At 36.5% G+C, this 12,501-nt stretch carries 16 protein-coding genes; 4 read left to right on the top strand and 12 right to left on the bottom strand.

Going from position 1 to position 12,501, the window contains the following annotated elements; translation table 11 throughout:
- Positions 1-804: a hypothetical protein gene (locus tag M900_RS11850; protein ID WP_034732574.1), complete on the bottom strand. Its 804-nt coding sequence runs from the start codon at positions 802-804 to the stop codon at positions 1-3.
- Positions 805-988: 184 nt separating this feature from the next.
- Here M900_RS11850 and M900_RS11845 point away from each other — a divergent pair, with 184 nt between their 5' ends.
- Positions 989-1,237 carry a hypothetical protein gene (locus tag M900_RS11845; RefSeq protein ID WP_034732572.1) on the top strand — a complete coding sequence of 83 codons (249 nt, stop codon included), beginning with the start codon at positions 989-991 and terminating at the stop codon, positions 1,235-1,237.
- Here the strand turns inward: M900_RS11845 and M900_RS11840 are convergent.
- The 3 genes from M900_RS11840 to M900_RS11830 form a co-directional block, all read right to left on the bottom strand.
- The gene (locus tag M900_RS11840; RefSeq protein WP_021275121.1) at positions 1,234-3,180 is read right to left on the bottom strand and encodes a hypothetical protein; all 1,947 of its coding nucleotides are present in this window, start codon (positions 3,178-3,180) and stop codon (positions 1,234-1,236) included. The genes M900_RS11845 and M900_RS11840 overlap by 4 nt on opposite strands.
- Before the next feature lie 101 nt (positions 3,181-3,281).
- Positions 3,282-4,418, bottom strand: a complete 1,137-nt coding sequence (locus M900_RS11835; RefSeq protein WP_021275147.1) for a CpaF family protein — start codon at positions 4,416-4,418, stop codon at positions 3,282-3,284.
- A 45-nt stretch (positions 4,419-4,463) separates the two neighbouring features.
- The gene (locus M900_RS11830; protein WP_021275192.1) at positions 4,464-4,907 is read right to left on the bottom strand and encodes a hypothetical protein; all 444 of its coding nucleotides are present in this window, start codon (positions 4,905-4,907) and stop codon (positions 4,464-4,466) included.
- Positions 4,908-5,163: 256 nt separating this feature from the next.
- Here M900_RS11830 and M900_RS11825 point away from each other — a divergent pair, with 256 nt between their 5' ends.
- On the top strand, positions 5,164-5,580 hold the full coding sequence (locus M900_RS11825; protein ID WP_021275248.1) for a cyclic nucleotide-binding/CBS domain-containing protein: 417 nt from the start codon (positions 5,164-5,166) through the stop codon (positions 5,578-5,580).
- Positions 5,581-5,664: 84 nt separating this feature from the next.
- Positions 5,665-6,054, top strand: coding sequence for a response regulator (locus M900_RS11820; protein WP_021275266.1), 390 nt, complete (start codon positions 5,665-5,667; stop codon positions 6,052-6,054).
- On the opposite strand, the gene M900_RS11815 is transcribed toward M900_RS11820, so the two are convergent.
- Positions 6,051-6,485: a hypothetical protein gene (locus M900_RS11815; protein WP_021275052.1), complete on the bottom strand. Its 435-nt coding sequence runs from the start codon at positions 6,483-6,485 to the stop codon at positions 6,051-6,053. The two genes, M900_RS11820 and M900_RS11815, sit on opposite strands and share 4 nt — an antisense overlap.
- Before the next feature lie 2 nt (positions 6,486-6,487).
- Positions 6,488-6,802 carry a hypothetical protein gene (locus M900_RS11810; protein WP_021275133.1) on the bottom strand — a complete coding sequence of 105 codons (315 nt, stop codon included), beginning with the start codon at positions 6,800-6,802 and terminating at the stop codon, positions 6,488-6,490.
- A gap of 137 nt (positions 6,803-6,939) precedes the next feature.
- On the opposite strand from M900_RS11810, the gene M900_RS11805 reads away from it, so the two are divergent.
- The gene (locus M900_RS11805) at positions 6,940-7,815 is read left to right on the top strand and encodes a M48 family metalloprotease (RefSeq protein ID WP_021275256.1); all 876 of its coding nucleotides are present in this window, start codon (positions 6,940-6,942) and stop codon (positions 7,813-7,815) included.
- Positions 7,816-8,110: 295 nt separating this feature from the next.
- Here the strand turns inward: M900_RS11805 and M900_RS11800 are convergent, their stop codons facing one another.
- The 6 genes from M900_RS11800 to M900_RS11775 all read right to left on the bottom strand — a co-directional run bounded on the left by M900_RS11800 (position 8,111) and on the right by M900_RS11775 (position 12,424).
- Entirely contained in the window at positions 8,111-9,058 is a 948-nt protein-coding gene (locus M900_RS11800; RefSeq protein ID WP_021275176.1) for an isopenicillin N synthase family oxygenase, read from the bottom strand.
- A 165-nt stretch (positions 9,059-9,223) separates the two neighbouring features.
- Complete coding sequence (locus M900_RS11795; protein WP_021275075.1) at positions 9,224-9,907, bottom strand: YggS family pyridoxal phosphate-dependent enzyme; 684 nt, start codon at positions 9,905-9,907, stop codon at positions 9,224-9,226.
- Positions 9,873-10,214, bottom strand: a complete 342-nt coding sequence (locus tag M900_RS11790; RefSeq protein ID WP_021275233.1) for a hypothetical protein — start codon at positions 10,212-10,214, stop codon at positions 9,873-9,875. The genes M900_RS11795 and M900_RS11790 overlap by 35 nt, the downstream gene beginning before the upstream one ends.
- Entirely contained in the window at positions 10,211-10,642 is a 432-nt protein-coding gene (locus M900_RS11785; RefSeq protein ID WP_021275115.1) for a type II toxin-antitoxin system RatA family toxin, read from the bottom strand. The genes M900_RS11790 and M900_RS11785 overlap by 4 nt, the downstream gene beginning before the upstream one ends.
- A 2-nt stretch (positions 10,643-10,644) precedes the next feature.
- Positions 10,645-11,598, bottom strand: coding sequence for a class II fructose-bisphosphatase (glpX, locus tag M900_RS11780; RefSeq protein ID WP_021275079.1), 954 nt, complete (start codon positions 11,596-11,598; stop codon positions 10,645-10,647).
- A gap of 103 nt (positions 11,599-11,701) precedes the next feature.
- Positions 11,702-12,424: a PilZ domain-containing protein gene (locus M900_RS11775; RefSeq protein ID WP_021275174.1), complete on the bottom strand. Its 723-nt coding sequence runs from the start codon at positions 12,422-12,424 to the stop codon at positions 11,702-11,704.
- Between the last annotated feature and the right edge of the window lie 77 nt (positions 12,425-12,501).

The following is a 12,501-nucleotide window of genomic DNA, read 5'->3' as shown; positions in this document are numbered from 1 at the left end:
CTAGATAATTGCCAGGATTTCATCGACAAACTTCGCGATCGAAGCAGAACGAATTGCAGTGTACTCGTATGAATCGACTCGTTCGTTGATAATTTTTCTTCTTATCTCGACAAGAGAATGAAGTTTCTTATTACCATTATTACCATCGAGAACATCTTTCACCAGTTTTTCACACTTATCCAGAAACTCACGATAGCCTTGAATATCATAGTCTTCTTTTGACTTAACCATCTCAACCTTTAGGTCATTCAAGTGATTCTTCAAGAGGCTAATATTGTCAACAGCTCCCTTTTTTGCAACAACGACAACAACACCTGTTGCCACACACTCTTTGTTTCGAACATTGACATCAGTACACGAGAAACTTAAATCGGTCACATTTATCTTTGTATTTTTTAACGTTACATTCTTATCAAGTGATTTAATCAATTCAAAGACATCTCGCTTCAATGAACTTTCTAAAAGAGCGTACGCCTCAGCTGATGAATATTTGTTCTTATAGGTAATATTTGATCTCTTGCTTCCTACTGTGAAACTTCCATTTTTTATTTTTAAAAGCTCTGGTTGTCTCAAATCAGATGATCCAATTTTCACCTGATACCTTTCACTCTTCTTATCGCTGTGAATAAGATTAATATCAAGACTTCCTTTTACAGCGCGCGTATCACCGAGTTCAACAAATGAAGAGTTGTACTTTTTTAGATCAAAGTAAGATTTCACCTCATACTTTGCCTTGATTTGCGATGATGCAAATGCCTGTGCAGAAAATAAAATAGCTGTTGTAAGCAATAGATTCTTAATCACGAAATCCCTCGTAAAATTAATTTGATTAAAGTTATCTTACTGGATTTTTACAGAAACTTAGGTCAGTTTGAAAATGATTCAAGGGGTGTCAAAAAAGTAGACAATTTGAAAACTCGTAAGCCAGGAATCTACGTACTTAATTTTCTATCTTCCCAAAATTTTGAAATTGTGAAATCATAACTATATGAAAATAGATGTAGATATTGATAAATTTACTGGTGGTTATAAAATCATCTTTCCAATTAACGAATTCAAAGAAAAGTCTGATTTTAAGATGGGAATTCAGATTATTAGATGCTTTTCAAACGATATGGAGCTCGATCCCGAGCTTGAAGTTGAGGATATGCAAGATATCCTTGATAAGACCGAAGAGCTTCAAAAACTATTTTTTACAGTTGAAATTTCAGAGGAAGGAATTGAGGTCGATATTTAATCGACCTTTGATTCTTCTTTAAAACTTATTTGCTCATTTGTAAGCCTCAGGTCGTATGAGCGATCATTTAATACTCTATTTACGTAGTGCAATTGCTTATACAGGCCTGCATTGAATTGATGGCCAAACGAAAATTCAAACTTTTCCATATCTTTTGCACCAAGTCCGATATTCACATAGACATTTTGTTCAATTGATTCTGCATCAAGTAATGAGATCATAAATGCAAGTCCAACTTTTTTAAATACAGACCTCTCTCTAAGATCAAAAATTAATTGTAAACGTTCTTTACCACTTAATTTTTCATCATTAACAAATTGATAAATCTTTGCACCAATTTCTTTAATATCAGATCTTTCATCTTTTTTAATCAACGTTAAACGCTTCCATAACTTCTTAAAGAATCCATCTACAAAAGTAAGGTTAACCATTTTACGATTTTTATAATAGTCATAAAGATTTTGTGTAATTTCTTTTTGTGAGTAACGCTTTAGTTGCTCAAATCCTTCACGTTTAATGACAACCTGAACATGCGTATTGGCACCTTTCTTATCATCAAGCTTATCCCACGCCCCCAGATCAACTTTTTCAAAAAGAACCGGTGGTAGGATATCTGATAGGTATTGGTGAAAACGCACTTGCTCATCGTATCTAAAGAATTGATCTTTTCTATCAAAGGTAATTCCAAAATCAGAGAAATCTCCCCAATCATCTGCATTCTTTGTTGGAACTAGACCAAACCAAGTTTGAACTGTTTTTTCTTTCGATGAAAGTATCCCTACGCCAATTTTCTGTTCTTTCCTATAAGTAAACGTTGGGTAGTAATATGAAGTTCTCTCTCCTTCATCATTATCAAATGAAATATGATTTTCTAGCTCAGTCCAATTCTTGTCATATTTAGCAAGGAGAAGACTAATTTTGAACTTTTTTGTATCTTTATCGTAATCATTGAAGCCTTTAAATATTCTCTCAACACGCTTTTTATCGGTGCCTTCAAGGTCTTGAGTAGCAAGCTGGTCTGCTAATTCATAAGTAGCAAATAATCGGTCCTCAAGGCCTCTTTCATTCAAAAACTCTCTAAAAATTTCCACATCTCTAAACTTGAATGATGACCCAAGAATATTATTATAGGCCTTCTTCGCCTGTTCATTAGAAAGATCAAATACGTAATCAATAATAAGCTGATTCCCATCACCTGTAGTAAGGCCAATATCAGCGAGTTTAAAGTCGAAGACTCTTTCGACCTGCTTATCAAGAACACCAATTCCAAAAAGTTTATAATCAAATTTAACTGCTGTATTTGCACCATAGTTTTGAGAGCGTTGCGCGATAACTTTTAAACGAACTTTCGAATCCTTCATTCTAAAGACATGAACAAGAAACTCTCCACTAAATACACCATAGGCCTTGGCATCAGCATGAATATAGTTAGTTAGTCCAGAGGCCTGCACACCAGTAATAATCGACATTGCAGTAGGAATGGAAACAAAGTCTCCAGGATGAAGCTTGAGGGCATGATCAGCGGTAACAGGAAGCTTAGCAAGAGTATATGGAATCGCCTTTAAGGCCTCTGATTTCTTTTCGTACTGTCTTACAAAATGAACTTCAGCACCTTTATTAATATTTAAAAAAATTGGAAAATCGATAACATCTTTTAGAATATCACCTGGTCGCAAATCAACTTTGATATTCCACTTATCAATCCTAGCATGCAAACCAGCGATGTCGGACTGTTCAACTTCATACTTATACTTAGAAGAAATACCTACACCTTCAGCAATATCAATATCTGCAAGCTTCAGGCTAAGACTGACGTCAAGATCAGCGAATTCTTCTTTGATTCTCTCTTTAAGATGAGCTGGCTTCAATTGCTCAAGAATTGATGCCTCAGCACCATGAGCAAGCATCACAGATAGCATTGCTGCTAAGTAAATTTTCTTCATAATAAGTCTCCGTTAAGAGACATTATGACATTTTTGAAGGCCTGTTTAGACCTTCAGTGAAAAAATTACAGGGATGTATTGGAGGATGACAGTAGGCCTAACTAAGCGGCCTTCTTCTTAACAAATTCTTTGGCCCAATCTGGTGCAAGAAAATTGTTTTTAGGAAATGGGAGCTTATTTACGACAATATCTTCGAAGAAAGTTGGGACATAGTTACAAGGAACCATCTCACCTATATATTTTCCAGTTTCAGGGTCCTTACCTTTTTGTACCCACTTGAAAATATCTCGCACGATGTATTGACCTTTTTCATCAACACCTAAAACCTCAGAAATTGCAGAAGTTCGGCGTCCACCATCGTGGTAACGATTACACTGAACAATAATCTGCAAAGCACTTCCGACCATTTTTCGAATCGCGTCTGGAGGAATTTTGGTATCCCCCATTAAGCAAAGGGTTTCAAGACGAGTACAAGCGTCAAGCGGAGTGTTCGCGTGAACCGTTCCCATCGAGCCATCATGACCTGTATTCATTACTTGCACTAAATCAAGTGCTTCATCACCACGAACCTCTCCAACGATAATTCTATCTGGTCTTAATCTCATGGCAGATATAACAAGCTCTCTAATCGTAACTTCATCAACACCTTTTAAAGGGTCGGCCTTACGAGTTTCAAAGTTCACAACGTGATCGGCCTTCACCTGAAGCTCGGCCGCATCTTCGATTATGATAAGACGTTGAGTCTTAGGCATTCGACTTCCTAAAACATTTAGCATCGTTGTCTTTCCAGAGCCTGTCCCACCAGAGACAAGAATATTCTTTCCTAGAAACACACAAATATCTAAGAAGCGCGCACCAATATCAGAGAGAGAACCAAAGGCAATCATATCTTTCAACGTCAGCTTTTCTTTTGAAAATTTTCTAATCGCAACCGTTGTTCCATTCTTTGCCATTGGTGGCAAAACAACGTGAATACGTGAACCATCCGGTAAACGTGCATCCAGACGTGGATTGTCATCATCAATGGTACGATGAACAGATTGAGCAATCGCTCTCATTGCTGATAATAAATGTCCTTCGTCATTAAATTGATTTGGAACTTTATATACGAGACCTTTTTTTTCAACGAAAATTTCGTGCGGTCCATTTATCATAACTTCAGAGACACCCTCATCTGCAAGAAGATCACCGATTGGAGAAAGCAAACTGGCAATGGCATCGTTAAATACTGAAGACATAATTCATTAATCCTAATAAAAATAAAAGTTAACTAACACCCTCTACTAATCGTCCTTTGGACGCCAAATCTTGAGACCTTTTAACTTTTCAGACGCAATCTGCCGCTGGATTCTATCTTCTTTATCTTTTGGGTGCTCAAGTACGACAAGTGTTGAACGATGCTTGGTCGTCGGGCAATAAATCTCAATATCCCCAACCTTATCTAGAAATACCTCACCTTCAGCTAGTTCACCTTTCTTAGCTTCGAGATACACTTCTTTATTTTTTAAAATTAAACACGATGGCATCTTTGTCGTACTAGTGACAAAGATCTTCACTTTCTCACCTACAAAGGCAATCGGCTTCTTTGGATAGTACCCAGTATCTGTAACAATAATCGATAGCTCTCTCGTGCCCGTTGGCATGATTTTTCCATTGAAGTATGTCTGTTCGAGAGCAAAACTACTAAGCGAAAAGAAGCAGAGTAAGAGAATTGATTTTCTATTCATTGATAACTCCTTAAACCTACTAAATATATCGGCTATAATGCCCAATACCTTTAGCTGACTAATATAGTTGTCAATAAAGTATATTTTATCCATCCTAAATAACTGTTTCTACTGTACTCTACACATCCTCAAGTAGCTGAATTCAAGATTTTAAAAAGAGATCTTAACACTCACACTAACTCTTAGGCTCCATTGGGTCTAGAATATAGGTAACTAAACTCAAGCCTAAATACACCAGGAAACTTAGGAGTCACTCATGACAGAATTATTTGAAGTGCTGGAATATACAATTGATGAAATCTCATCTCAAAAAGCTAAGTATGTGATCCAAACAGATCCCGTCAAGAAGGCCATTGATATCATGAGAGATAATCGAACAGGCTGTTGCCTCGTGGTTGATTCCTCTATGAATCTTTGTGGAATCTTTACCGAGCGTGATGTATTAAACTACATAATAGATAAGCCAGAGTACCTCGATCAGCCAGTTGAGAAGTTTATGACACGAAATCCACAAACGATTGGCGGCAACGAATCCATGGTTATTGCACTACAAATGATGAGTAACGGAAACTTTAGGAACTTACCTATTGTCAATCTCGAAGGCAAACCTACCGGAATGATAGCAATTAGTGACATAATGAAGTTTATCGCTGGCCGCTTAAATGAAAAGTGAACAAATCTTAACTTTTTTTAAATTCATTTTTTTAAAAGGCATCCGATAATTAAAATAAGTTTAGTAAATCGGAGAAGAACACAGATGAACGTTTTAATTGTAGATGATGAAAAAATAATTATCGATTCTTTACACATGATTCTTGCAGAATCTACTTTATTTAAAAATATTGTTCAGGCTTCAGATGGATCAGATGCATGCAAGAAAATCGATAAGCTTGATTTTGATCTTGTTGTTGTTGATATCAACATGCCAAAGGTTGATGGTCTGAGTGTTATTAAATATATTCGTGAGAAGTCGGGAAACAATCCCGAGATTCTTCTTATATCAGGTGGATTCAATCATCAAAATGTTCAAGTAGCATCAGACTTTAAAATCAAACATGTACTAGCAAAACCATTTAACGCCAAGAAATTTGTTTCAAAACTAACAGACATTATTCAAGAAATTAAAAATAAAAATATCGCGGCTTAATTTATAAAAGTAATGATGAGTTTCTCGTCTTTAAAATCAGCTTTAGTGTTTTTGTAATTTAAGTATTTTTGAATTATAGGGATGGATTGTTTTATTTTCTTTCGTGACTTAGAAGACAATCCATTTATCGCTACCACACCGTTCTTTATATTCATTTCAATTTTGTCATTCTCATTCACTGGAAAAATAAGTAGCTTATTATCTTCCCAAGAGAAATCTAATTTATGATAAGAGAAGACATTCTCTGGGATTTGCATCCCACTATTTTGAAGTTTTTTTAAAATCTCTAAGGCAGTATTGTCAAACTTATCGTTATCATCTTTCAAAAGTTTCTCAAACATCTCTTGACGAATTTTTCTATACTGCTCGAAACTGTCATCTTGAGCATAAGAAAGAGAATATATAACTAAAAAGATAAGAATCACTTTCATTCTTAGATCTTATTATAAAGTTCAAAAACATCAATGGCCGGTTCTTCATAGGGATGTGTCTTCCTTAAGGCCACGAGAACGTCATCAAGCTTACTCTTGGGACAGATTGTCTCAATTCGATACTCAACAACTGTTTCAAGCTCATTAATTTTACCAATTTTTGGGTTGGCGCCAACCTTTGCCATAAATTGGCCAAATCCTTCGGTCTTGAAGCAACAGTTAATATAGTTTCCAATTTGACCTGCTCCAGCAGCGAAGATAGCGTCCAGCACAGGCTTTTCTTCATTTTTAGGGATATAAAAAACAAGCTTTACCATATTAAAACACTCCACTATTTTTAACCAATTTCTAACATTTTCTTAACTTTAACATAACAATTAGACAAAACGTGTTTTAAAAATTTTAATTAGATATAACTTTTTAAAGTTGCTTATAATCTCAAGGAGGATTGAAGATGAGAAAGGGACTTCTAGCACTAGTATTAGTGATGATGGCAACGTTTACGAACGCTTGTGATGAACACGGTGTAACAGGAATTGTAGAAAAGAATGATCTATACATCCCAGTTGGACAAAAAAGTAATGGTGGATTAACAGAAGAAGAATTCAATGACATTATTGACAAGGTAGAAAGTATCTACAAGCCAATTATTGCTCAAGAATTTAACGCGACTCTATCTGTTGAAAGAAATTGGACTGATGGAACAGTTAACGCTTATGCAAGTCAAAGTGGAAGAAACTGGAAAGTAGCAATGTTTGGTGGTTTAGCTCGTCACGAGACAATCACAAGAGATGGTTTTGCTACAGTTATTTGTCACGAAATTGGTCACCACATTGGTGGAGCACCAAAAAAGAAGAGCTTTTGGTCATCTTCATGGGCATCAAACGAAGGTCAAGCTGATTACTTTGGAACTTCTAAATGTTTAAGAAGATTCATGGAACTTGATGACAACGCGACTATCGTATCAAAAATGGAAATTCCTACTACTGTAGAAAAGAAATGTTCTGTTTTTACAACTGAAAATGAAATTGCAATGTGTCAAAGAGGAGCAATGGCCGGTATGTCTTTAGCAAACCTTTTCCACGCTCTAAGAAACCTTCAAACTCCACTTAAGTTTGATACTCCAGACTCAAGAGTTGTTACTACAACTGATGACAATCACCCTGCGCCACAGTGTCGCTTAGATACTTACTTCTCTGGAGCGATCTGTACAGTTGACCACGAAGTAGACGCTTCTCAAACAGATGCTAAAATCGGTTTCTGCAACAGAGTTGACGGTATGACTGACGGTGTAAGACCACTTTGTTGGTACAAGCCATCGGCTAACTAAGATTTCTAAATACAAAAGAAATAATGAAGGCACTCGAAAGAGTGCCTTTTTATTTTTTAAACTGCCTTACTTAAATGGGGACAACGTTCTCAACTCCTTAACAACTTCATTATCTTATGCGTTTACTTTCACGGCAGTAAGCAATCCGAGGTCTTAAGTAATCAAAATGGCAGGGAAAAACAAAGAACTTATCCCCATTTAACGGGACCAGTTTATAAAAACAACAAGGAGCCAATTTTGGCCCCTTGAAGTAGTTGTGTTGTTTGTTGTGTATTCTTCTTTGACGATTTCTGAATTATTTTAGTAGTCCGATTTCTCTAAGTCTCTGAGTTAGAAACTCGCCTGCAGTGATATCTTCAAATTTCTTCCCTTCTCCGATACAAGATGGAAGACAAGCAAGGCTTGCATTCGAATGTGGATGAACAAAGTATGGCATTGAGAATCTCTCGCTTCCATCGTTATCTGGATTGATTACTCTGTGAGTTGTTGCAGGAAGAACATTATTTGTCAGCCTTGCCATCATATCACCACTATCAACAACAAGTTGACCTGGCTTTGAATCAACGTCTAACCAAGTTCCATCTCTATCAAGAAGTTGAAGACCTGAAGAAGTAGCACCTACAAGCATTGTGATAAGGTTAATATCTTCGTGAGCTGCAGCTCTAATTGAAGTTTCAGTGTCATGACCCTTTGTTGGTGGGTAATGAATAGTTCTAAGGATTGAATTACCATCATTAATCATGTCTTCAAAGAAGCCAGCTGGAACATCAAGCCCCTTCCCGATCGCTTCAAGAAGCGTATTTGCAGTGATGTCCATTGATTGGTAAAGAGACTGAAAGGCCGCTTTAAAATTCGGAACCTCTGATGGCCAAACATTTTCTGGGTATATACCTTTGTATGCAGAAGTTGCTGCGAGATCTCTACCAACATGCCAGAATTCTTTTAAGTCTGGATATGGATTATTTTTAGCATGCTCCATTCCAAATGGAGTGTAGCCACGTTGTCCACCTTCAACACCAGCATATTTTAATTTTTCAGCAACAGGAAGTTTGAAGAATGTTTTAACCATTTCATATGCTTCATCAACTTTCGCTTGATCAACAGTATGATCATTAAGAATGATAAAACCATACTCTTTGAGACCAAACATTAAATTATCTACGAATTTAATTTGGTCATTAGTTGTACCGTTGATATAGCTCATCAAGCTCAAGCTTGGTACTTCTCTCAATGTTTGGTTCATCTTACTCTCCAAAGGTTGTTTTATTGTTTGAATATATTTAATTGAGAATAGAATTTAAGTCAAACTCATAATAAATATAAAGTTGAGCTAATACATAACAAAACTCTTAGAAATCAATAAGTTAACATAGAAAGGCAGATTAAAGAGATGGATATCATATCAAAATTAGATAGATTTAAACAGTGTAGAGCCAATTCGCAGATAGTTTGCACCATTTTCAAGGGCATAAATATAGTCTGAACTCATTCCCATCGAGAGAGATAGGCCTTCATCTAGTTTCATTTTCATCTCAGATAATTTACTGAAACACTCCTTAGCACTTAAGGCCACATCTTCAGTTCTAATTCTTCCCATTGTCATCAAACCCTTGAGAATTAAACCTTGGAAATGAGACTCTAGAAATCTTTCGTAAAATTCTTGAAGTTCTTCAAAGTTTTCAAGGCCACTCTTTTCATCTTCATGGGAAGTGTTAACTTGAATAAAAATATCGAGTGGGTGTTTTTGATGTTTTGAAATCTTTGTCAAATGATCGAACTTAGAAATCGAATGAATGGCCACAAGGTTTTCAATACTCATCAGGCGCTCAATCTTATTACTTTGAAGATTTCCGATAAAGTGCCAACGAAGATCAGAGTGACCGAGTCTTTTAACAAATTCTTGCTTTTCTTCAAGGGCCTCAACGCGATTCTCACCGAAGTCACGATGGCCAAGCTCGTAGAGTCGCTCGACATCACTGTAATCGCCGTACTTCGTGACGGCGACTAATGTGACATTATCAACTTGCTTATAAGTCGCTATATCTTGTTCTATTTTTTTAAGATTTTTTTGAATCAGTAGTTTGCGATCCATCTTCTTTCTTTTTGAAGCTGAAGTTTGCTTTTACTTCAACATCGTATTGTGAGAGAACTTCTTCAAGTACTCTTTTTACGTCCACTTTAGACATGTGCTCAGAAAGCTCTTCTCTTACTTGTTTTACGAAATCTTCCTTAACACCCTTCGCGTTTTGCACGAGTCCTGTCACGATATCTTTAGGAAGAGGCAGATCCGCCAGAATGCTCTTGACTGATTCCTCAGTCATGAAAGCTGCTCCAACGCCAATCGAAACAACTTTCTTTATGACATCACTTAGACCTGATTCTTTCTTTGGATCACTCATAAAGATTTCGCTCTCTCAAAATAAGATTTCATCATTGATGGCAGTGAAGTTTCAGTCAGTTTATTTACAATCATTCCCGATCCTGGAATAAATCCTTTGATATCGAGTTCGATTGAATAAGTAACTTCAGTTTTCCCATTACCAAGATCTTTAAGTTCCCAACCACCTTGGTTGATCTTAAAGAGATCACCCGACTCAAATGTCCATGAAACACTATTAGGTGCTTTGTGCTTTAGATTTAGAATATAAGTAAGCTTTTTAATCATATCGATTGAATACTTTACTCTTGCACCATTATCATCTTGTTCAAGAACTTCGATAGAATTAACGCCTAAAACGAAATCTGGGTAGCTCTTATAATCAATTATTACATTGTAGAATTTTTGAATATCAATTTCAAAAACTTCTGTTCTTTGTGCCTTTGCCATCCTTAGTACCTCGGCTTTGTATCAAAGTGGTGCTCAGCTGTAATCTTTCTGATTGTTCCAGACTGACTTCTCATTACGATTGAATGAGTAATTGCTCCCCATGACTTAAATTGTACACCTTTTAAAAAGCTCCCCGATGTCACACCAGTTGCACAGAACATGACATGCCCTGAAGCAAGCTCTTCAATTTGGAATACTTTGTTAATATCTGTCACACCCATTGCATGTGCTCTCTTAACTTCTTCTTCATTGCGTGGTTTTAAACGTCCTTGGAAATCACCTCCAACACAACGAAGTGCTGCAGCAGCGATTACACCTTCAGGAGCTCCACCGATACCAAAAAGGATATCAATACCACTTTCAGGTTCCGCACAAGCGATAGCTGCTGAAACGTCCCCATCTCCAATAAGCTGAATACGAGCTCCAGCATTTCTAATATCAGAGATTAGTTTTTCGTGTCTTGGTCTATCGAGAACAACAGCTGTTAAATCTTGAACGCGACATTTTTTTGCTTCTGCAAGTCTCTTTAAGTTTTCAGCTGGAGATTCATTAATATCAATCACGCCTTTTCCTTCCGGACCAACAGCGATTTTTTCCATATATGTATCAGGAGCATGAAGTAAGCATCCCTTTTCAGCGATGGCCATAACTGAAATAGAATTATATCCACCAGTAGCACAAACTGTTGTTCCCTCTAGTGGGTCAAGAGCGATTTCAAGTTCTGGTCCATTACCAGCACCAACTTTCTCTCCAATATATAGCATTGGCGCTTCATCTCTTTCACCTTCTCCGATAACAACCGTTGCATGACAATCAACAGAATCAAGCATTGTTCTCATGGCATCCACGGCTGCCTGGTCTGCAGCCTTCTCATCACCTCTTCCCATTAATCGCGCACTAGCAATAGCGGCCATTTCTGTAACACGTACAAATTCAAGAGCAAGGTTTCTGTTCATTCTATGATCCTTTTTTTAATTAATTTTGCTAAATTATAGGGATATTTTTTTGAAATTAAAAGGACAAAGCGAAAAAGATAGTGCGCCTTTCGACGCACCGTATTTAAGAAACACTAAGTTTTAAGCATATGAAGTCATACACTTCTTTTGAGAGTAAATCATGATTAATTTCTCTGATGATTTCCTTCGCAAAATCTAGTTTTTCTTCATCTAACTTATCATCAATCAGAAATTCAAACTCTTCCTCATTCGTCAGTGGCGTATCAGTATTTCTCACCGATAGAATTTTTCCACTGCTTAAGCCTTTACCATCGTTCCACTCAATGAAGTTGGCCATCATAATAATTTGAATTTTACTCACTTCACCATCAGCATGCTTCCAGATAAATAATTCGAAAGGCCCATCACAACGAAGCCAGAAAGATAGATTTGATGGTATTTCCATTTGATCTTTGTATTCATGAATCGGTTTCATACTTTTTGCAATATTAGAAATTGAAAGAAAATCCTTCATAGCAATTTCTGTAGAACGCCCACCAGTAAACTCCACACCAATTGAATCAGCAGATACTCTTCTCACAAGCATTGAGACTTCAACTTTAACACCGTGCCAGTGAATTTCACCAGAAATGCTATCTCCTTCGGAAAAAGTAGACTCTCCATCTTTAAGAGCAATGCTCATCCCATTATAAGAGATATCTTTAACCTGATAACTTTTTGCGTTACTATTTGCTCTAAAAACTAGGTAGCTGAATGGAAAACGTGGAAAAATACGCTTTTCAATTTCTTGATGACCAGTTTTGATAAGATTAAGATGTCTCTCCATTAAAAAAATCCTTTCTGTTAAAAACTAAAACTTCTTATAGCTTAACTCAAAAAAGTAAGCGAATATATTAGGAAAAT

Source organism: Bacteriovorax sp. Seq25_V, from assembly GCF_000447795.1.
Taxonomy (GTDB): domain Bacteria; phylum Bdellovibrionota; class Bacteriovoracia; order Bacteriovoracales; family Bacteriovoracaceae; genus Halobacteriovorax_A.
The sequence above is the reverse complement of the archived record's forward strand: the minus strand, read 5'-3'. Positions and strand labels throughout refer to the sequence as shown.